Origin of the sequence: Streptomyces brasiliensis, from assembly GCF_014647875.1 — a bacterium.
GTDB classification, from domain to species: domain Bacteria; phylum Actinomycetota; class Actinomycetes; order Streptomycetales; family Streptomycetaceae; genus Streptomyces; species Streptomyces brasiliensis.
Genome location: NZ_BMQA01000034.1, coordinates 63,631 through 82,971, shown reverse-complemented (window position 1 = coordinate 82,971; position 19,341 = coordinate 63,631). Strand labels below are relative to the sequence as shown.

The 19,341-nt window shown below is 71.9% G+C and carries 20 protein-coding genes; 3 read left to right on the top strand and 17 right to left on the bottom strand.

Features of this window, described 5'->3' with window-relative positions; translation table 11 throughout:
- Nucleotides 1-56: 56 nt before the first annotated feature.
- The 5 genes from IEZ19_RS34325 to IEZ19_RS34305 form a co-directional block, all read right to left on the bottom strand.
- Nucleotides 57-746, bottom strand: a complete 690-nt coding sequence (locus tag IEZ19_RS34325) for a TetR/AcrR family transcriptional regulator (protein ID WP_189315299.1) — start codon at nt 744-746, stop codon at nt 57-59.
- Nucleotides 747-815: 69 nt separating this feature from the next.
- Nucleotides 816-1,868, bottom strand: coding sequence for a PDR/VanB family oxidoreductase (locus IEZ19_RS34320; RefSeq protein WP_189315298.1), 1,053 nt, complete (start codon nt 1,866-1,868; stop codon nt 816-818).
- A complete protein-coding gene (locus IEZ19_RS34315) occupies nt 1,868-2,776 on the bottom strand; it encodes a metal-dependent hydrolase (protein WP_189315297.1) in 909 nt (302 codons plus the stop codon). Before IEZ19_RS34315 ends, IEZ19_RS34320 begins: the two co-directional genes overlap by 1 nt.
- Before the next feature lie 91 nt (nt 2,777-2,867).
- Nucleotides 2,868-4,796 carry a hypothetical protein gene (locus tag IEZ19_RS34310; protein WP_189315296.1) on the bottom strand — a complete coding sequence of 643 codons (1,929 nt, stop codon included), beginning with the start codon at nt 4,794-4,796 and terminating at the stop codon, nt 2,868-2,870.
- A 50-nt stretch (nt 4,797-4,846) separates the two neighbouring features.
- Nucleotides 4,847-5,347 carry a tetratricopeptide repeat protein gene (locus IEZ19_RS34305; protein ID WP_229841164.1) on the bottom strand — a complete coding sequence of 167 codons (501 nt, stop codon included), beginning with the start codon at nt 5,345-5,347 and terminating at the stop codon, nt 4,847-4,849.
- A 138-nt stretch (nt 5,348-5,485) separates the two neighbouring features.
- Between IEZ19_RS34305 and IEZ19_RS34300 the strand changes: the two genes are divergently transcribed.
- Nucleotides 5,486-5,887 (top strand): hypothetical protein, encoded by a 402-nt coding sequence (locus IEZ19_RS34300; protein WP_189315294.1) that lies wholly within the window; start codon nt 5,486-5,488, stop codon nt 5,885-5,887.
- Nucleotides 5,888-5,955: 68 nt separating this feature from the next.
- On the opposite strand, the gene IEZ19_RS34295 is transcribed toward IEZ19_RS34300, so the two are convergent.
- The 8 genes from IEZ19_RS34295 to IEZ19_RS34260 all read right to left on the bottom strand — a co-directional run bounded on the left by IEZ19_RS34295 (nt 5,956) and on the right by IEZ19_RS34260 (nt 14,378).
- Nucleotides 5,956-7,494, bottom strand: coding sequence for a DUF1996 domain-containing protein (locus IEZ19_RS34295; RefSeq protein ID WP_189315293.1), 1,539 nt, complete (start codon nt 7,492-7,494; stop codon nt 5,956-5,958).
- 352 nt (nt 7,495-7,846) lie between these two features.
- Nucleotides 7,847-8,500: a LuxR C-terminal-related transcriptional regulator gene (locus IEZ19_RS34290; protein WP_189315292.1), complete on the bottom strand. Its 654-nt coding sequence runs from the start codon at nt 8,498-8,500 to the stop codon at nt 7,847-7,849.
- Nucleotides 8,485-9,768 (bottom strand): sensor histidine kinase, encoded by a 1,284-nt coding sequence (locus IEZ19_RS34285; RefSeq protein WP_189315291.1) that lies wholly within the window; start codon nt 9,766-9,768, stop codon nt 8,485-8,487. Before IEZ19_RS34285 ends, IEZ19_RS34290 begins: the two co-directional genes overlap by 16 nt.
- Before the next feature lie 51 nt (nt 9,769-9,819).
- On the bottom strand, nt 9,820-10,830 hold the full coding sequence (locus tag IEZ19_RS34280; protein ID WP_189315290.1) for an NAD-dependent epimerase/dehydratase family protein: 1,011 nt from the start codon (nt 10,828-10,830) through the stop codon (nt 9,820-9,822).
- A gap of 66 nt (nt 10,831-10,896) precedes the next feature.
- Nucleotides 10,897-11,463, bottom strand: a complete 567-nt coding sequence (locus IEZ19_RS34275) for a winged helix-turn-helix domain-containing protein (RefSeq protein ID WP_189315289.1) — start codon at nt 11,461-11,463, stop codon at nt 10,897-10,899.
- Nucleotides 11,464-11,664: 201 nt separating this feature from the next.
- Nucleotides 11,665-12,399: a DUF6891 domain-containing protein gene (locus IEZ19_RS34270; RefSeq protein ID WP_189315288.1), complete on the bottom strand. Its 735-nt coding sequence runs from the start codon at nt 12,397-12,399 to the stop codon at nt 11,665-11,667.
- A 306-nt stretch (nt 12,400-12,705) separates the two neighbouring features.
- Nucleotides 12,706-13,734 carry a glutamine synthetase gene (gene glnII / locus IEZ19_RS34265; RefSeq protein ID WP_189315287.1) on the bottom strand — a complete coding sequence of 343 codons (1,029 nt, stop codon included), beginning with the start codon at nt 13,732-13,734 and terminating at the stop codon, nt 12,706-12,708.
- Between the two features lie 197 nt (nt 13,735-13,931).
- Entirely contained in the window at nt 13,932-14,378 is a 447-nt protein-coding gene (locus IEZ19_RS34260; protein WP_189315286.1) for a MarR family winged helix-turn-helix transcriptional regulator, read from the bottom strand.
- Between the two features lie 74 nt (nt 14,379-14,452).
- Here IEZ19_RS34260 and IEZ19_RS34255 point away from each other — a divergent pair, with 74 nt between their 5' ends.
- Nucleotides 14,453-15,298 carry an alpha/beta fold hydrolase gene (locus IEZ19_RS34255; protein ID WP_189315285.1) on the top strand — a complete coding sequence of 282 codons (846 nt, stop codon included), beginning with the start codon at nt 14,453-14,455 and terminating at the stop codon, nt 15,296-15,298.
- Between the two features lie 3 nt (nt 15,299-15,301).
- Here IEZ19_RS34255 and IEZ19_RS34250 read toward each other — a convergent pair whose 3' ends face one another.
- The 3 genes from IEZ19_RS34250 to IEZ19_RS34240 all read right to left on the bottom strand — a co-directional run bounded on the left by IEZ19_RS34250 (nt 15,302) and on the right by IEZ19_RS34240 (nt 17,166).
- The gene (locus IEZ19_RS34250) at nt 15,302-15,976 is read right to left on the bottom strand and encodes an SCO2207 family protein (RefSeq protein WP_189315284.1); all 675 of its coding nucleotides are present in this window, start codon (nt 15,974-15,976) and stop codon (nt 15,302-15,304) included.
- A 114-nt stretch (nt 15,977-16,090) separates the two neighbouring features.
- On the bottom strand, nt 16,091-16,453 hold the full coding sequence (locus tag IEZ19_RS34245) for an arsenate reductase family protein (protein WP_189315283.1): 363 nt from the start codon (nt 16,451-16,453) through the stop codon (nt 16,091-16,093).
- A 26-nt stretch (nt 16,454-16,479) separates the two neighbouring features.
- Entirely contained in the window at nt 16,480-17,166 is a 687-nt protein-coding gene (locus IEZ19_RS34240) for an HD domain-containing protein (RefSeq protein WP_189315282.1), read from the bottom strand.
- Nucleotides 17,167-17,574: 408 nt separating this feature from the next.
- Here IEZ19_RS34240 and IEZ19_RS34235 point away from each other — a divergent pair, with 408 nt between their 5' ends.
- On the top strand, nt 17,575-17,889 hold the full coding sequence (locus IEZ19_RS34235; RefSeq protein ID WP_189315281.1) for a hypothetical protein: 315 nt from the start codon (nt 17,575-17,577) through the stop codon (nt 17,887-17,889).
- A 157-nt stretch (nt 17,890-18,046) separates the two neighbouring features.
- Here IEZ19_RS34235 and IEZ19_RS34230 read toward each other — a convergent pair whose 3' ends face one another.
- Nucleotides 18,047-19,234, bottom strand: a complete 1,188-nt coding sequence (locus IEZ19_RS34230; protein WP_189315280.1) for a winged helix DNA-binding domain-containing protein — start codon at nt 19,232-19,234, stop codon at nt 18,047-18,049.
- Between the last annotated feature and the right edge of the window lie 107 nt (nt 19,235-19,341).

Sequence of the window (19,341 nt, the reverse complement as noted above, 5' to 3'; positions counted from 1 at the left end):
ATGCGGCCAACCCGCACCAACCCCCGAACCCCACCACCGGACCTAACAAAGCCCTACTAGGGCGCCAGGGACAGGAGCCGGCCGACGAGTTCCCCGAAGGTACCGTCGGCCGGTTCGTCCTTGACCATGCCGCGCAGGACGTCGGCCATCTCCTCGTCGTGGGCGGCGCTGACCGCGGTGAGCGCCGCGAGGTCGTGCACGAGCTGGCGCTCCAGCTCGGCGCGCGGGACGCGGCGGCCGTCCAGCCAGATCAGCGCGGTCGACTCGGCGAGCGAGATCCACGAGCGGACGACCAGTTCCAGTCGCGGAGGCGGATCGGAGATCTCCAGATGCGAAAGGATCTGGACATACGCGGCCTGCCGCACGGAGTCGATGAGCGCGTTCGTAGCCGACGAGCCCACCGCCGGGCCGCCGCGCATCAACGCCGAGAAACCGGGCCCGTGTTCCTCCACGAAATCGAAGAACCGGCCCATCACGCGCACCAGCCGGGCACCCAGCGGCCCCTCGTGCGGCTCCATGAACCGGCCCGCCAGATCCTCCGAAGCACGCTTCAACGCGGCCTCGTACAGGCTGAGTTTGCCGGGGAAGTAGTGGTAGACCAGCGGCCGTGAGATGCCCGCGGCCGACGCTATCTCGTCGATCGAGACCTCGTCCGGCGAGCGGCGGCTGAAGAGTTCGAGGGCGACGCCGATCAGCTGCTGCCGTCGCTCCTCGACTCCCATTCTGCGGCGTACCCCGGTGCTCATGCGAACACCTTACCGATCGATTCCGGCCCTTGAGCGGGCCGGACCGGCGGCGGTGTTCACCCGATCGCTTCACATGTCCAGGACGAGCCGCTCACTTCGGGACCGCGAGACACAGATCAGCATCGAGTCGCCCCGCTCGGAGTCCGTCAGCAGCTCGTCCCGGTGGTCCACCTCGCCCTCCAGTACCCGCTGTTGGCAGGTACCGCAGAACCCCTGCTCGCAGGAGTACGACGTGTTCGGCAGCTCCGCCCGCACCGCGGCGAGGACCGTGGAGTCGGCCGGCACCGTCAACGTCCGCCCGCTGCGACGCAGTTCGACCTCGAACTCCGCATTTCCGCCGGCGGACGTACGCGGCGCGAACCGCTCCAGATGCAGCGTGGCAGTCTCGGGCAGCCGCTCCTCCACCGCCGCCATCAGCCCTTCCGGACCGCAGCAGTAGACGGCGGTGCCCTCGGCCAGGTCCGTCAACAGCCCGTCCAGGTCCGGCCGTCCGGCCTCGTCCCCCGCGACGACGGTGAGCCGGCCGTCCCCGGCCAGCTTCTCGACCTCCTCCAGGAACGGCATCGACGCCCGCGTCCGCCCGCCGAACAGCAGCCGCCACTCGGCGCCCTCCGGCAGCGCCCGCAGCATCGGCAGCACCGGGGTGATGCCGATGCCCCCGGCGACGAAGACGTACGCCGGCGCCTCGACGAGCGGGAACCGGTTGCGCGGCCCCCGCACCTCCAGCTCCATGCCCTCGGTCACCTGCTCGTACACCTCGCGCGAGCCGCCCCGGCCGTCCGCGACCAGCCGCGTGGCCACCGTGTACGACGAGGTGTCCTCCGGGTCCCCGCACAGCGAGTACTGCCGCACGAGCCCCGACGGCAGCACCAGGTCGAGGTGCGCGCCCGGTTCCCAGCGCGGCAGGTCGTGCCCCTCCAGCCGCAGCCGTACGACCCCGTCGGCCACCGTCTCGTGCGAGGTGACCGGCAGCCTGAGCGCCCGCGACCGCGGCCGTCCGGAGGTCGGCGGGTCCAGCGCGGGCATCGGCCACAGCGGCGAGCGCTCGATACGGCGCCGCAGCGCCTGCCGCGTGAGCAGAGCGGCGCCCGCGACGAGCACGACGGTCCTGAGCCTCGGCATCACACGGCTCCCTGCTCGGCGGCGGCTTCGGCGGCGAGCGCGGCCGGCGAGGACGCCAGATAGGCCACCGCCTGCTCGGTGGAGCCCTCCTGTGAGGGGTGGTAACTCCGGCTCAGATAGCGGGGGATGGACCTGAGCATGTCCCCGGTGGCGGGCAGCGTGCCGCGCCTGCCGCGGACGTAGAAGTCCTTGAAGCTCGCCTTGCCGTCGACCAGCGTGGGGTCGTTCTCCATGAAGAAGCGGGCCCCGCGTTGCCACAGGAACACGATCGCCGTGAAGGCGGTCGCCCAGGTGCGCACCCGGCGCCGGTAGCCGCCGTCGACGTGCATGAACAGGTCGAAGGCGACGGACCGGTGCTCGACCTCCTCGGCGCCGTGCCAGCGCAGCAGGTCCAGCATGGTCGGATCGGCCCCGCGCCGGTCCAGTTCCTCGGCGCCCAGCACCCAGTCGCCGAGGAACGCCGTGTAGTGCTCGATGGCCGCGATGAGCGCCACCCGCTCCAGCAGCCACCATCTGCGGGCCCTGCCCGGCGGCAGAGTACGGTCGCCGAGCAGCTTCTCGAAGAACCAGTCGACCTGCGCGGTGTACGGCGTCGGGTCCAGCCCCTGCTCGCGCAGGTGCGGCAGCACCTCGTCGTGGGCCTGGGAGTGCATCGCCTCCTGCCCGATGAACCCCACGACGTCCTCGCGCAGCCGGTCGTCCCGGATGAGCGGGAGCACCTGCTTGTAGACGTGCACGAACCACCGCTCACCGGCGGGCAGGAGCAGGTGGAGCACGTTGATGGTGTGCGTGGTGAACGGGTCGTCGGGCACCCAGTGCAGCGGGGTGTCCTGCCACGAGAAGGACACCTTGCGGGCCTTGAGGGCGACGCGCTCGGACTCCGACGGCCGGGCATGCGTGTTAGACATGGCGTCAATGTACTGACGGGTAAGTCCCGGGGAAACCCCTGTGCACGGACTTGTTGACGCTCGTGTCAACAAGCGGCCGGTCGCGGTGCGGTCAGTTCAGCCCGCTCAGCGACGACCCGTCGCCCAGTGTGCCCGTGAGCTCCGCCTGCGCGCCCTGCTTGGTCCGTACGGAGAGCAGGTTGCCTCGTGCGGACGCGCTGATCCCGCCGGTCGCGCGCACGGACGCGGTGTCCTTGCCGCCCGCGGCCAGCAGATACCAGGACCCCCGGCCGGACTTCCACAGCACCCCGGCCAGCACATGCGGATCGCGCGGACCGCACGCCGTCACGTCGGCGCCCTTCGCCGCGACCGCCCCGTACTGCCCGCCAGGCGTGTGGAACTGGGCCAGCGACAGCGTGCCCTCGCCGCGCCAGGTCTCGGCCCGGGTGCACACCCACGACGCCCTGCCGCCCGCTTCCGGCAGCTCCTGGTCGGCGTACGACCAGGCGTTGACGCTGCTGACACCCGCCGCGCGCGACGCCGACAGCGAGCAGGCGTACGGTGCCCAGGTCCGCAGAGCCGCGTCCCCGGACGTCTCGTGGGCCTGTCCGGGCCGGCCGGTGGTGAGATGTGCCGGGACCAGCTCGCCGAGGTCGGTGGAGAGCTGGGTGCCGGACGGGCCGGTCAGCTGCAGCACGTTCCACGACGTGCAGGTGCCGGGGCGCAGCGCCGGGCTGCCCAGCGGGGCGGTGACCCCGCCGGTCAGGTCGAGGTCCATCGCGCCCGCTCCGGGCTTCAGCAGGTCCCGCTCGGCCGCCTTCGTCACCCAAGGAGCGGTGAGATAGCGGACGTTGCCGTCGGAGCGGCCCAGCACGAGGGCGCTCGCGCTCGCACCGGTCGCACCGTCGACGCGGGCGAAGTCGAGGGCCGCGCCCGCCTCGCCGCTCGTCGGCTCGGCGTAGCGGGCGATGCGCAGACCGTCGTACAGGATCACCACGCGGGCGGTGTCGACCTCGCCCGCGTACAGCAGTTGGGGCGGTCCGGCCGGACCGCCGGTCTGGGTGCCGGGGGTCGCCGAGACACGGACCTGCTCACCGGGGCGGGCCCAGACCGCCAGGGCGCGGCGCAGCAGGGCGGAGTCGCCGGTGAGGGCGCCGCGGGCGGGCCAGACGGAGAAGTCGGTGCGGGCCGCGGACTTCCAGGCGGTGGGCGCCACCCGGACCAACCGGCCAGGATCCAGGGCCGCTTCGGCCGCCGGGTTCTGCGCGTACGCGGGAGCGGCAGCGCCGTCCGGGCCCCAGCCGCCGCCCGGCAGGGTGACCAGGACGCCGCACACCGCGAGCGCGGCGGCCGCGGCGATCGCCGCCCTGGTGTGCTGCCTGCGCCGCATCAGATCGGTGGGCCTGGCCTGCAGCGAGCACGGGTCGAACTCGGGAGAGCCGAGCAGCCCGTACTGCGCGGGGATGCCGTTCGCCTCCGCCAGCGCGGAGTCCGGGTACTCGACCCCGGCGGCGGTCAGCACCCGGCGCACGTCGGTGTCGGGAAGCCGCTCCAGGCCGCGCAGGACGTAGGCGGCGCGGGCCGGGCCGGTGAGGGCCGCGAGGCGCTGGTCCAGGGCGAGTTCGTCGGCGCCGCCCGAGCGCGGGAACAGCCTCAGGCCCCAGACCTGGGGGAGCAGCGGCGGCAGCTGGGCCCGCTTGGGCCACCCCGTGCGCCGCAGCGGCAGGCCCGCCTCCAGAGCCGTCCGTACGACCTGGAGCCGTACGAAGGCGTACCCCGGGTCGCCGTCCCGCCCGGACGACTGGGCCGGGATCGAGGGCATCTTGCCGCGCCCCCTCGGCAGTGCGCGCTGGGTGAGGGCATGCGCGGTCAGGACGCGTCGGCTGCGGCCGAGGCCCGGCGGCAGCACGAGATAGGCGAGCCGGGCCAGCCGCGGATAGTGCTCGACGAGCGCGGCCCCGGCCTGCTCGACATCGACCACCGCGCCGACGGCCGCATGGGAGACGGGCGCGCGAAGCTGGGCTGCATCCTGTGACTGCACGTCCGTGAGAACGAGCGAGCGGCCGGTTGGTCACCGGTGCGCCTGTCGGCTCAGTCGGACGGTTCGACCAGAGCCCGTGCGTAGGCGGCCATCGACCGCTGGTACCGCGGCAGATGAGACGCCAGGGCTTCGAGGACGAGGGACAGGCCCTCGCGGTCGCGGCCGAGGCTGGACAGGCACAGGGCCAGACAGGCGCGCACCGCGTCGTCCAGCTCGTCGGACGCGCCGTCCAGTTCCGGGGTGAGCAGCTTCACGCCCTCCTCCGCACGGCCGGTGTTCCGCAGCGAGCTGGAGAGCTGGATCTTGGCGCGACGCCCCTTGTAACCCTCCAGGCCGCGTGCCAGAGCCTCCTGGTACAGCGGCACGGCGCGGTCCGAGTGGCCGGTCGAGTCCCAGGCGCAGGCCCGCTCGAAGAGGCCCAGCGGGCTGTCCTCGGGCAGTTCGGCCACGAGCGCGTCGATCACGGCCCGGAACTCGGCCGCCTCGTCCTCGGCGTAGTCGTCGAAGGCCGCCCAGGCGGCGGTCACGCGGTCTTCCCAGTCACGGTTCACCGGCACACAGTCGCACGCCTGTGCCCACCCGTGCAGGGGATTTGAGCGCCGCGCGCGCCCGGCCCGTATCGAAGGGAGGGGCCCCACGCCGGGGCTCCAGTGCGGCATGCTGTCCGCCCACCAGGACCGGAGGAACAGATGAGGTTGAGAAGCGCGCTGCTCGCCGCCACGGGTGTCGTGGCCGCACTGGGCCTGGCGGGCTGCGGCTCCGGGGGCGACGCGAAGGCGGTGCCGCCCACCGCCACCGGCAGCCTGGAGAGCCTGGCCGCCGAGGTGAAGTGCCGGCCGGACATCCAGACCGACGCCGACGAGATCCGCCAGGCCATCTGCAAGAACGGCGACGGCAAGTTCGTCCTCGCCACCTTCGCCACCGACCGCGGCCAGCGCGAGTGGATCAACGACGCGAAGGACTACGGCGGTTACTACCTGGTCGGCCGCAAGTGGGTGGCCGTCGGCGACGACGGTGTCGTCAAGGCGTTGCGCGGCACGCTCGGCGGCGACCTGGAGACCGGTGCCGACCACCACGCCCACGGCGGCTGACCCGGCCGCAGGGCAAAGAGAAGCGGGCGGTGGGAGATTCCCACCGCCCGCTTACCTGGGGGGTGTGACTAACACCGCTGACCACGGTTCACGCAGCCGGCGATCCTGTTCGCCAGGCCGCCCGTCGTGATCGCGATGAAGTCGTCGTGGTCCGTGATCGGCTTGTGCAGCTGCTCCGGGAAGCCGTCCACCGCGTAGGCGTTCTTCACCACGCCGTTCTGGATGCTCGGCCGCGGCACGCTGTACACCAGGCGCATCGTCAGCTGCGGGATCGCCTTGAACCCGTTCTGGCAGTTGCCGTTCGCGTCGGCGAAAGCGACGTGCGTACGGTGGTTGGCGCTGTCGGTGTTCGCCCCGTCCCAGCAGCTCTGGAAGGCGAACGTCCGCACCACCTGGCTGCCCTGCGGGCAGATCGGGTACTTGTCCGTCAGCTGGACCTTGTTCTCGAAGCCGGTGCAGCTCCAGTGCGCGTTGGCGTTCGCCGTGCCGTTGGTGAAGGCCTTGGCGTCACCGGTGATGATGCGCAGGAACTGCGGCATCGCGACGACCTTGCCGGTCGGGGAGCCGACGTACTTGATCTGGGCCTGCGACGGCACGACGATCCGGCCGACGTTGCCCTCCTTGCCGCCGCCGTCCGCGTTCTGGTCGAAGTCCTGCGTGCCGTCCTGGACGCGGACCACCGGCCAGTAGTACGCCGACAGGTCGTTCTTGTTCTGGCAGCTGGTCCCGCCCTGCAGGAACGTGTCGTTGCTGGAGAACGCGTTGATCTTCTGGTTGCCGACGTAGTCGTGCAGATGGTGCGCGCCGTTGGTCACGCCGGGCGCCACGATCACGTTGTCGGTGTTGTGGTTCTTGTTGGCGTTGACCCCGCAGCGGGTGGTGAACGAACCGGTCGAGGCGTTGCGGTTCGCGCGCGGCTTCGCCGCGACGTCGGCGCTGACCCTCGTGATGTCGACGAAATCGGCCGCCGCGGGGCCGTTGCCGGCCTGGCCGCCGTTGCTCGCCTGCTGGCCGCCGCCGTTGTCCTGACCGGCGCCCGCGCCGCCACCGGCACTGGCGCTCGCGCTCGGGCCGGCCGTGTCGCCGCCCGGCGTCTGCTGACCACCGGTGTTCTGCCCGCCGCCCGCGCTGGTCTGGTCGGCGCCGCTGCCGGTGCACCCGGCCAGGGTCTCCAGACCACTGGGCGAGGTCCCGCCGACCCGGGTGATCTCGAGCTTGATGCGGTCGATGATCACCGCCCGGCGTTCCTTCAGCGGCTGCAGGATGGAGTTCTGGACGAAGCTCGCGTCCCTCGCCTGCGCGTCGCGGGTGGTCGCCAGTCGCTGGTAGGCCTCGGTGATCTGGCGGTCGAGATTGGCCAGTTCACCGTCCACGTCGGTGCGTGCCTGGTTTGGCACGTCGGTCAGCTTCTGGCCGACGTCCGGGCAGTCGATGGTGGCCACCTGTGTACCGGCGGCCTTCGTGTAGTTCTGCGCCGAGTCGGACTCGTGCGCAGACGCGTAGAAGTTCGCCCAGATCAGCCCGCCCCCACCGAGCGCTAGGGCCGCCGATGCGGCTATGGCCTTGGTGGCCAGCGGCGTACGGCGTTTTCGTGTGTTGCGTCCCATCAGTCTCCTAGCGAGAGCACCACCAGGTTCAGCTGGTGGGGTAGTCGCGTCCCGGTCGTCTGCCGGTGTCCGTTTGTCCCACAAGAGATCGGTTCGGGCCGGACCGCAACCTTCGGGTTGGAAGCCCCCCTTCTGCGGATGGGGGAGCGGAGTCACGGAACTCCGCTGACTTCCTCGGGGCACGCCATAGAGGCAACCCCGCCGAAGTGAAGCGGCGCCCTCTCATACGGACGCCGACGCAGGGGCGTTCAGCCGACCCACTGATTTCTGTCGGCCTCTCACGCGGTACCGCGCCGCAACCTCCTCTTCAGGAACGGAAGTTGTGGGGTACGGGTACCCCGCGCACCGAGTCTCACCGGTCGCGGTCGAGGTAGGCGAGCACCGCAAGGACGCGCCGATTGTCGTCGTCCGACACCTCGAGTCCCAGTTTGGCGAAGATGTTGGAGGTGTGTTTGGCGATCGCCCGTTCCGTGACGACGAGTTGCGTGGCGATGGCCGCGTTCGACCGGCCCTGCGCCATCAGCTCCAGCACCTCCAGCTCGCGCGGTGTCAGCCTCCCGAGCGGCTGCCCGCCGCCGGCCCGCCGGGACAACAGCTGCTGGATCACCTGCGGATCCATCGCCGTACCGCCCGCCGCCACGCGTCGTACGGCGTCGACGAACTGCTCGGCGTCGAACACCCGGTCCTTCAGCAGATAGCCCACCCCGCCGGTGCCGTCGGCCAGCAACTCCCGTGCGTACAGCTGCTCCACGTGCTGCGACAGGACCAGCACCGGCAGCCCCGGACGGTCCCGGCGGGCCTGCAGGGCGCACTGCAGGCCCTCGTCGGTGTGCGTCGGGGGCAGCCGGACGTCGACCACGGCCACGTCCGGCTCCAACTCGGCGAGCGCACGCGCAAGTTCGGGGCCGGTCTCGACGGCCGCCGCGATCTCGAAGTCGTAGGCCTCCAGCATCCGGACCAGTCCGTCGCGCAGCAGGAACAGGTCTTCGGCTAGGACAACGCGCACGGAATCTCCATGGTCACCATGGTGGGACCGCCCGCGGGGCTGCTGACGGCCAGGACACCGTCGAATGTACCGAGCCGACGCTCGACCCCGGCCAGCCCGGAACCGGCTCCGATCCCGGCGCCGCCGCGGCCGTTGTCGGTCACCGTGATCCGCAGCATTCCGTCGGCGTGGTGCAGGTCGGCCCAGATCCGGTCGGCGCCGGAGTGCTTGACCGCGTTGGTGAGCACCTCGCTGACCGCGAAGTAGGCGGCCGACTCCACCGGCGCGTCCGCGCGGCCGGGCAGCTCCACGGTCACCTCCGTGGGCGTGGGCAGCCGCAGTGCCAGTGCCCGTACGGCGTCGCCCAGTCCGCGCTCGGCCAGGACCGGCGGGTGGATGCCGCGGACCAGGTCGCGCAGCTCGTCGAGGGCGTCGGCGGAGTTGCGGCGGGCCTGTGCGAGCAACTGCCTGGCCTGCGCCGGGTCCTTCTCCAGGAGCATCTCGACGGTGCCGAGGTCCATGCCCATGGCGACCAGCCGGGCCTGCGCCCCGTCGTGCAGGTCCCGCTCGATGCGGCGCAGTTCGGCGGCCGAGGTGTCGACGGCGTCGCGCCGCGTCTCGGTCAGTACGCGGACCCGCTCGGCCAGTTCGCCCTCACCCGCGCCCAGCACGGCCCGGGTGAGCCGGAAGTGGGCGGTCAGCAGGTGCGGGTTGACACGCAGGGCGACCACCAGGATCGCGGTGCCCAGGGCGGCCGCACCGAGGGCGGTGGCCTGGCCGGCGACGGGGACGAAGCCGTACCAGTAGGTGTCGCCGGTGGCGTCCACGATCACCCGCCACAGCCCGGCCGCGAGGGCGTACCCCTCGAGCGGGTAGAAGAGCAGCACAGCGGGCAGCAGCGCGGTGAAGAACCCGGCGGTCATGTCGACCAGCAGCCAGCGCACGTCCCGCCAGGTCGCGGGGTCGCCGAGCATCAGGACGGTACGCGTCCAGGGTTTGGCACCGGCCGGGACGGGCCGGTAGGCCGCCGGGATGCGCACCCCGCACCACTCGGCCGCGAGCACCCGCCGCCAGTTCGCGAACATCCGCACCCTGGTGAGTATCCACGGCGTGGTGACGAGTCCGATCCCGGCCGGGATCAGCCCGATGGACACGGCGGTCAGCGTGAAACAGACGATGGCCGTCGGCAGCAGCGCAAGGGCCAGGACGAACCCTCGTCCGGCGGCCAGGACGACCTCCCGGATCCGTATTCCCGACAGTGGTCCGCCGGTCTTGGTGTCGATGCTCATGGCGCCAGTCTCGCCGATCGGCGCGGGCCGGTCACGGGGCGAAGGCCCCGGTCAGGGGGTGGTGTCAGGTACACCCCCGGTCAGTCCCAGCACCTTCGCCTCGACCTCCGGATCAAGCCCCTTGCTCGTGCGGTCCGGCCGCTGTGGCGCGACGCCGCCGAGGTTTTGCAGCCAGGCCCAGGTGTCCGCGACGGTCTCCTCGACGGCCCGGCAGGTCAGCCCCGTCGCCAGCGCCCGCGACACGTCCGAGGTGTGCAGGGCGTCGAACAGATCGCTGTCCGGCGGTACCCACACGGGCAGTTGGGTCCACGGCTCGATGCCCGCGCCGAGGACCACGTCCGGATCGGTCCAGCGCAGCTCGGCGCGGCCGCCGGTGATCGCCACGCACGCCTCGAGGAAGGCGCCCATGGTGGTGTGCCCGGGCGGGGAGACGAGGTCGTACGGCCCGCCGAGACCGCGCTCGATCGCGCCGAGGGTCCACTCGGCGAGGTCGCGCACGTCGATGTACTGCAGGCGCAGTTCGCGCGGCCCCGGCGCGAGCACCGGGCCGCCGCGCGCGATCCGGGTCAGCCACCACGGCAGCCGTCCCACGTTCTCGTACGGCCCGAGGATCAGCCCGGCCCGCACCAGCAGCGCGCGGTCCGTGCCGAAGGACTCGACGGCGGCCAGCTCACCGCCCCGCTTGTCGAGCGCGTAATCGGTCTGCTCCGCGCCGGCCGACGCACCCTCGACCAGGGCCCTGTCGCCGGTCGGCGGAAAGGCGTACACCGACCGGCTCGACACGTGGACGTACCGTCCGGCGCGGCCCCGCAGCAGCCGCGCCGTCTCCCGCACGGCGCGGGGCGCGGCCGACCAGGTGTCGACCACGGCGTCCCACGCGTCGTCCCCGGCGAGCGCGGCGAGCCCGTCCGGGGCGGTGCGGTCACCGTGCAACGCCCGTACGCCCGGCGGGGGTCGGTGCCGTCCCCGGTGGAAGACGGTCACCTCCCAGCCGCGCCGCACCGCCGCCTCGACGACGGCCCGCCCCACGAACTCCGTACCGCCCAGCACCAGAAGTCTCATGTCGGTGATCGTGCACGGCCGGGCCGCGGGAGGGAACCGTCCTCTGCCGAGGGCAGAGAGCGGGGCTCAGCGTCCGGCCGGCGGCGCGTACTTGTAGCCGACACGGCGGATCGTCTGGATCACCTTGCGGTGCTCCACGCCCAGCTTGCGGCGCAGCCGGGCGATGTGGACGTCGACCGTGCGGCCGTCCCCCACGTGCCCGTAGCCCCACACCGTGGCGACCAGCTGGTCCCGCGTGTGCACCCGGTTCGGATGCGCCACCAGATGGGCGAGCAGCTCGAACTCGAGGTAGGTGAGGTCGAGTTCGCGGTTTTCGACGCGCACGGTGCGTTGCCCGGAGTCGATGTGGATCAGCGGGTCGTGGGCGCCGGCCGGCGTTTCCTCGGCCCGGTCGGGCACCGCCACCGGCAGGAACGGCGGCCGCTGGTCCGCCGGGACCAGCACCAGGTAGCCGACCATCGGCGGCTGGCCGGGCAGGGTGGGCAGGGTGTGCGGCGGCGCGGGCAGCCAGGTGGCACCCGGCGGCAGGAAGTCCGCGACGTCCACGACCTCGTCCCGGGCGACGGCGCGCAGCCGGTGCCGGGCGGGGACGGTGCGGGGGTCGGCGGTGGAGAGGGGACGAGTGGTCGCCATGAGACGTCAGCTCTTTCGCGCGAGAGGTTCGTCGGGAAGGACGACGGCCGCGATGCGTGTCGGGGCCCGTCGAGGGACGTACGTCGTGTCGCGCCGGCCGAAGACCGGGGTGTACGGCTTTAGAGGGCCGGCGCGTTCGTCGCGCGGCAACACACCCGGTCGAAGTCGTGGTGCTGACGGGAAGGCCAGAAGGGCTCGAGGTCATGGCGACCTGTCGCGGTGCACCTCTGGAAACTGACCATGTGCCCATTGAAGCAGACACGGCCCCGCAACAGGAGCCTCCTCCCACTGCTCGGACGCTTCGCCGGGACGGATTCCGCGTCGCGCGGCTCGCCCCACCAGGCGTTTGCGCCAGTCCAGGGGCGTGAGCTCGATCGCCCGCTCCGGATCGCCGTCCCACACTGCGGACAGCCCGGCGCCGGTGAATGCCGCCACGACCTCGTGACCGACGGCCGTCGTGGTCGCGGCCGAGCCGTCGAACCCGCCGTAGCAGAGGCTCAGCCCGTGTCCTCGGCGGCGTTCCGTGGCCTGCCGGTGGAAGAAGACGAACCCACGGATACCCTCGCGCTCCGCGCCGATCTCCGCCGTTCCACTGCCACGGCAGCAGGTGAAGTGCTCCCGGGGCCGTGATGCCGGTCTCCTCCAGCGCCCCGAAGGCGAGCGCCGGCCGCTCGGGTCGGTCGCCCCCTCCCAGGTCTCCTGCTCGGCCATCCGCTCGAGCCACAGCCGGTCCACCACCTGCCGGGCCTGGGCTCCCGACACCGGTCGCTCGTCCCCGTCGACCGGATGGTCCTCGGCGGTCTCGGCCGGCTCCTTCCGGGAGTCGTAACCGCAGCGCGGCGACAGCCGTACGCGGTCCTCGACCTTCTCGCGCACCTCGTCTGGCAGGCCGGGCACCTCCTCGTGCGGCCCGAGGCCCACCGGCTCCCAGGTCACGCCCTCGTCCGGCCGTCCCGCTGTCGCGCCCAGCCGGTCAGGAGGTCCGCCACCCGGCCCGGATCCGTGAGGGCCGTACCGGAGAACTCGTCCTCGCCGCGGCGGTGCTCAGCCGGTGGTCCCCGCCCTCCTCGTGCCACACCTGGGCGAACACGTCAGGGATGTGGGGTGCGTCTGCCGGCTCTGCGTGTCGCCCTTGACGGCCAGGACCTGATCGATCTCCATGCCCCACCCCGACACGCCCCACCGACGACGCGAGGGCGCCCACCGCGGCGGTGGACGCCTCTCGGGGAGCCTTGGCGTGGATCAGACCTGGCCGGCCTTCTCCAGCGCGGAGCAGCAGGTGTCGACCAGGAGGCGGGTCACCACGTACGGGTCGACGTTGGCGTTGGGGCGGCGGTCCTCGATGTAGCCCTTGCCGTCCTTCTCGACCTGCCACGGGATACGCACCGAGGCGCCGCGGTCGGAGACGCCGTACGAGTACTCGTTCCACGGGGCGGTCTCGTGCAGGCCCGTCAGGCGGTCGTCGATGCCGGCGCCGTAGTTCTTGACGTGGTCGAGCGGCTTGGAGCCCTCACCGAGCGACTCGCACGCGGTGATGATCGCGTCGTAGCCCTCGCGCATCGCCTTGGTGGAGAAGTTGGTGTGCGCGCCCGCGCCGTTCCAGTCGCCCTTGACCGGCTTCGGGTCGAGGGTCGCGGAGACGCCGAAGTCCTCGGCGGTGCGGTAGAGCAGCCAGCGGGCCACCCACAGCTGGTCGGAGACCTCCAGCGGGGACAGCGGGCCGACCTGGAACTCCCACTGGCCCGGCATGACCTCGGCGTTGATGCCGGACAGACCCAGACCCGCCTTCAGGCAGTTCTCCAGGTGTGCCTCGACGATCTCACGGCCGAAGATCTCGTCGGCGCCGACACCGCAGTAGTAGCCGCCCTGCGGAGCCGGGAAGCCGCCCTCGGGGAAGCCCAGCGGACGGGAGCCGTCGAAGAACGTGTACTCCTGCTCGATGCCGAAGATCGGCTCCTGCGCGGCGAACTTCTCGGCGACCTCGGCCAGCGGGGCACGCGTATTGGACGCGTGCGGGGTGAAGTCGGTGTTCAGGACCTCGCACAGGACGAGGACGTCGTCACCGCCGCGGATCGGGTCCGGGCAGGAGAAGACCGGCTTGAGCACACGGTCCGAGGCGTGACCCTTGGCCTGGTTGGTGGAGGACCCGTCGAAGCCCCAGCCCGGCAGCTCGGCACCCTTGGCGTCGTCGGCGAGGATCTTCGTCTTCGAACGCAGCTTGGCCGTCGGCTCGGTGCCGTCGATCCAGATGTACTCAGCCTTGAAGCTCACGGGCCACATCCTTCGGGGTGTGTCTGGGTGCACTTGCGGGTGCTGCGGCGCTGCGGCACTGGGGCGCCGCTCGGTGATGCCCGGCAGCCTGTCAACAGGCGATTTCCCGATCATTGCCCGTTTGTGAACCCCTTGTTACCTGGCCGTTCTGTGCCGCGGCTCACATTGTGAGGACCCATCCGGCGGGGTAGGGAAGATCACTCGCCCTCTCGACCGGCGGCGTCCCGCACCCCGCGCAGGAAGCTCCGGACAGCGGCCAGTTCACGCTCGTCGTACCCGCGCAGCAGCTCCACCGACCGGTCGATCAGCGGCCCGAAGTACGCCTGCCCGAGCGCCACGGCACGCTCGTCCACCTCGACGAGGACCTTCCGCCGGTCCCCCTCGCCCCGCACCCGCCGCACATGACCCGCCCGCTCCAGCCGGTCCACCAGCGCCGTGGTCCCGGCCGAGTTGAGCCCGAGCGCGGCGCCGAGCCGCCCGGCGGTCATCTCCTCGCCGGCCCGCCGGGCGTCCATCAGCGTGATCAGGGCGCGGACGTCCGTCGGGTGCATGCCGTTGCGGCTCGCGAACCGGGCGCTGTGCAGGCCGAGTTCGACGGCTACCGCGCGCAGCAGGTGGACGATCTCCATCTCGGGAGCGGGCATGCGTCTCCTGCCTCTCGTCGGGCTATCATCTCGGTTAGCGTGTATCTCGCTCAACGAGATAATAGGGGGTTTCCATGAACGTGTACGACCCAGACGCCTTCCGCGTTGCGTACGACAAGGTCATGGCCAAGTGGCCCGCCGACCGCGAGGCGCTCACCGTGCCCACGCCCTTCGGCGACACGTACGTCAACGCCTGTGGCCCGCGCGAGGCGCCCCCACTGCTCCTTCTGCCGGGCGGGGGAGGGGCGACCTCGGCGTCCTGGTACGCCCAGGCCGCCGACCTGGCCCGCACCCGCCGCGTCCTCGCGGCGGACCTGCCCGGCGTGCCGGGCCGCAGCGCGCGGGGCGGCCTTCGTACGGTCACGGACCTGACGGCCTGGCTGGACGCGCTGCTCGCCGCCCTGGGAGCCGGGGACACGGACCTGGGCGGGCACTCGTACGGCGCCTGGATCGCCCTGCACTACGCGCTGCACGCGCCCGCCCGCGTACGCCGTCTGTTCCTCCTGGACCCGACCCAGTGCTTCGCCGGGTTCAAGACGGCGTACCTGCTGCACGCCCTGCCGATGCTGCTACGGCCCACGCCGTCCCGCGTCCGCGCCCTCCTGACGTGGGAGACCGGGGGAGCGCCCCTGGACCCGGACTGGCTGAGCCTCCAGGAGGCGGCTGCGGGCTTTCCCGCGGAGAAGCCGATCACCGGTCCCCGCCCCGCACCGGACGCGCTGCGGGGTCTGAACACGCCGGTCCTGCTGCTCCTGGCCGGGAACAGCAGGACCGTTGACACGTACCGGGTGGCGGCCGAGGCGGCCCGGGTGCTGCCGCGCGTGGAGACGGCCGTTCTCCCGGACGTCTCGCACCACGCGTTGCCCCAGGCGGCACCCACGGGCCTCGCCGACCGCCTCACCGCGTTTCTCGACGGCTGAGTCTCACCCCACCTTCTCGATCAGCACACGCCGGATCAGGAACTTGCCGGGCTCCCGGACCTGTTCGAAGGCGGCGTTGTTGAGCAGGACGCAACTGCCGGAGACGGAGGTCACCTTCACGGTCGTGGACTTGTCGTTGTCCAGGTTGGTGACCTTCAGCGTGGTCCCTGCCGGGAACTGGTTGCTGGACGCGGCGGGGGCGCCGGCCTCGCCGGAGAGCGTGACGGTGGAGCCGTTGCAGACCTGCTGCCCGGAGGCGGCGGCACCGCCACCGCTCTGGGCGGGCGGCGCGGACTGCTGACCTTGCTGTCCCTGCTGTCCGTTCTGGGCGGGCTGCGTCCCCTGGGAGCCCTGAGCCGACTCCCCAACGACGCAACCGGCCGCCTTCTGCTGGACCTTGATCTGCTCGATGACCGCCTCGCGGTTGGCGATCCGCGCCTCGGACTGCGCGTCCGGCGCGGCCCGCTGGCCCTCGATGAACTTCCCGTTGTTGCCGAGGGCGGTCGCCAGCCCCTGGCAGACGGTCGAGTTCGCGGCGGACAGCGGCTGGGCGCTCTGCGGACTCTGCGCGGCGTTCGAGGTGGCCGCCAGGGCGAAGGCCCCGCCGCCCGCCACCGCGGCGGCGGTGACCAGCAGCCCGATCTTCTTCTTCGTATTGAGAGTTCTCCTGTGCGACATGCGCGCCTCCTGAAGAGGTGGGGGAGCGTACGTCGCTATGTACGAGATGCCGAACGGGGTTACTCAGCGGTTACAGCAGTCACTGAAGTGACGTGGGTCACGCGGGAGTTGGGGTCACTTCCGGGAGAGGGCGTCGCGTACGGCCTCATCGGTACGGGCGACGACGGCCGAACCGTCGTCCGCGGTGATGATGGGCCGCTGGATCAGCTTCGGGTGCTCGGCGAGGGCGCCGATCCACCGTTCACGGGAGGCGTCGTCGCGGGGCCACTCCTTCAGGCCCAGCTCCTTGGCGGCGGCTTCCTGGGTACGGGTGATGTCCCACGGCTCGAGTCCGAGACGGTCGAGCACGCCCCTGATCTCGTCCGCGCTCGGCACGTCCTCCAGGTAGCGGCGCACGGTGTAGTCGGCACCCTCGGCATCGAGGAGGGTGAGAGCGCTGCGGCACTTGGAACAGGCCGGATTGATCCAGATCTCCATGGGGACACGGTAGCCGCCCGCGGAGTTCAGTCTCCGGCGGCCGGTGAAGAGGAGGCGGCGTGGTCCAGCGGGTTCGCCGCCATCCTTACCTCGAGGCGGGACCGTACCGCATGTGCGGCGGAACTGTCCGTCTTGCGCTCCGCCTGGGCCTGGAAGCACGCCAGGAACTCCGTGGCGAGACCCAGCCGGGGATGGCGTTCGAGCACCACGGCCCGGAAGGCGGGGCTGAAGTCGTCCACGTTCCTGCCCACGATCTCGAGGGCCGTCGAGCGGGACAGCAGGTGCCCCTCGGGATCCACGGACACGTCCACCTCGGGCCACATGTGCCTGACGATCACTTCTGCCAGGCGTTCGCGGCGCTCCGCCGGCCACTGCGCACCGGCCGCGAAAACCCGTGCCACATGGCCGGCGGCCTCCTCGAACGAGACGGTGTGACTGTCGAACTCCGGCACCAGACCGATGTCGTGGAACATCGCGGCCACATACAGCAGTTCCGCGTCGAACCGGATGCCGTGTGCCGTGCCGTGGGCCGCCGCCCACACGTAGGCGCGTACGGCATGGTTGAGCAGGGCGGGGGACTGGTAGGCGGATGCCACTTCCAGGGCGGCGGCCGAAGCGGCGGTGTCCGGCACCACGAGATCGTCGAGGGCCGTGCGGGCCGTGCGGGCCGTCGCCGCACTTCCGCTGCTCACCACTGGGCGGTGCTCGGTCATGGGTTCCTCGTTCTCCTGGGGACCGGCGTCCCCCGAGACTGTCTCCGCCTCGCGGCCGCCCGGCCCGGTTCTCGCCGTGATCTCCACCGTATGCGCGAGAAGGCCCATCCATGTGGGCCATTTCTGAGGCAGGTGACTGGGCCACTTGCTCGGCTCGGCCGGCTTCCCAGATGGGTGGCGGACCGGGGGCCGCGCCGTGCTCACCACCGGGTCTGTTCGAATTTCCCGCCGTCTCACGCGCCCCTCGCGGATCTGGTGTGACACCTCGACAATTCCCTTGCTCACCTGGACCTTTGACGTGTCCTGCGGGCTCCCTGGATGTCAGTGCCGGGCAGTAAACTGGAAGCAGTGTTCGAGGGCGTCGGCGGAAGTTCCGTACGACGTCCTGACCGCGACAGGAGGATGCCCGTGCCCGCTGCCGCACTGAAGCCGAAGCCGCTGCCCACCCAGTCCACCGCGAAGCGACCCGTCCAGCTCGATCTCCCGTACGCGCCCGTGGCGAAGCGTCCGCTGCCGGCCGGGCGGCCGCGCGAGTGGTACGTCACGCACAACCGCCGGCTCAAGGCCATGCGCCTGGCCATAGCCCTGCTCGACTCCGGCGTGTACGTCCCGAACCAGGCCCGCAACGAGACGATCCGCAGCACGGCCCGGCGGATCGGTGTGCATCCGCCGTCGGACACCACGTGCCACATGGTGCGGGCGCTGATGCGTTATACGCGGTGAGCCGTGGCGCCGGGTGCCCCGTGTCCGCCGGGCACCCGGCGTCGGTGCTCGTGTCCGGGGGCTGCCGCCCCCGGGCCCCGCTTTCGGCCTGAACGGCCTCGTCCTCGAACGCCGGACCGACCGGGGATGTCGGCCCGAGCCGAGTGGATTCCCCTCCTCAGGCCGACAGTTCCTTCTCCAGCGGCGTTCTGAAGCGTGGCGTCACCCTCGCCTCCGCCAGGACTCTCCGCAGGCGTTCCGCCTCGGCCGCGACGGTCGGTTCCGCCTCGCGGCCCGCCGTCGGGTCCAGCACCCGCCATACGATCTCCCCGTCCCCGCGCTGCGCCCACCCCCCGACCACCCGACCGTTCCACCACACCGTCGGTCCCACATTGCCGCTGCGGTCGAAGAGCTGGGGCCGTAGTTCCGGGGCGAGATACCAGTCGCGGTGCTGCCAGGCCATCGCCGTCGGGTCCAGGGCGGGGAGGAGGGCCGCCCAGGGTTCCCCGGGGTCGCTGACCGGCTCGGTGTCGTCCCTCGTCACGAAGCCCGTCGTGCCCTCGTCCAGAGACACCGTCTGCGCCCCGATCGTCGTCAGCGCCCGGCGGACCTCCGTCACCCGCCACCCCGTCCACCACTTCAGGTCCGCCTCCGTAGCCGGGCCGCACGCCTCGAGCCAGCGGCGCAGCAGTTCCGACTGGGCCCCGGCCTCGTCCAGTTCGGGGTGTTCCGGTGCCACCGCCCAGCGGAACTGGCTCGACGTCCAGGAGCCGAGGGGGCGGCCGCGGACCACCTTGCCCTCCACGCCCAGCACCCTCAGCAGCCGCGTCGAGACGGTGTGGACGCCCTCGTAGCTCTTCCCGGCCGCGTACACGAACTGCTCGCGCAAGCGCGGCTCGTCGGCCGCCAGTTCCGCCGCCGTCGCCTGGCCGCGCCGGGCCAGGGCGGACAGCGCCGACGCCTCGACCTCCGCCAGCCAGGCAGCGTCCGGAGCGCCCGCCTTGGCCATGTCCTTGAGGAGCGAGGCCCGCTCGCGCGCCGCGACCATCAGGCCCGTCGACGCGTGGACCACGGCGGTCAGGTCGGCCGGGAACACGAACACCGTGTGCCGCATGCCGTGCATCCGCACCAGCGTGCGGTCCTCGTACAGCGCCCGTTCCGTCTCCGGCACCGCCTTGACCGGCTCCGCGAGCCGCGCGGCCACGGCGAGGTACACCGTCGCCGGGTCCGTGCCGTGCAGCGCGACCAGTGCTTCGGCGACAGCTTCGGGGCCCGCCGCCCGTGCCGTACCGGCCAGTCGGTGCCGCAGGGCGAGCCGGGCCCGTCGCTCCTCCGTGCCGATGTGCCGCCGTCCGCCGTCGTCCATGCCGGCCTCCACCCGTCGTCCGCCGCCGATGCCGCCTGGGTGCATCCTCGCTCATGCCACTGACAGCGGGACACGGTCACCCGGACCGCCGTCCCCGGCGTGCGGGC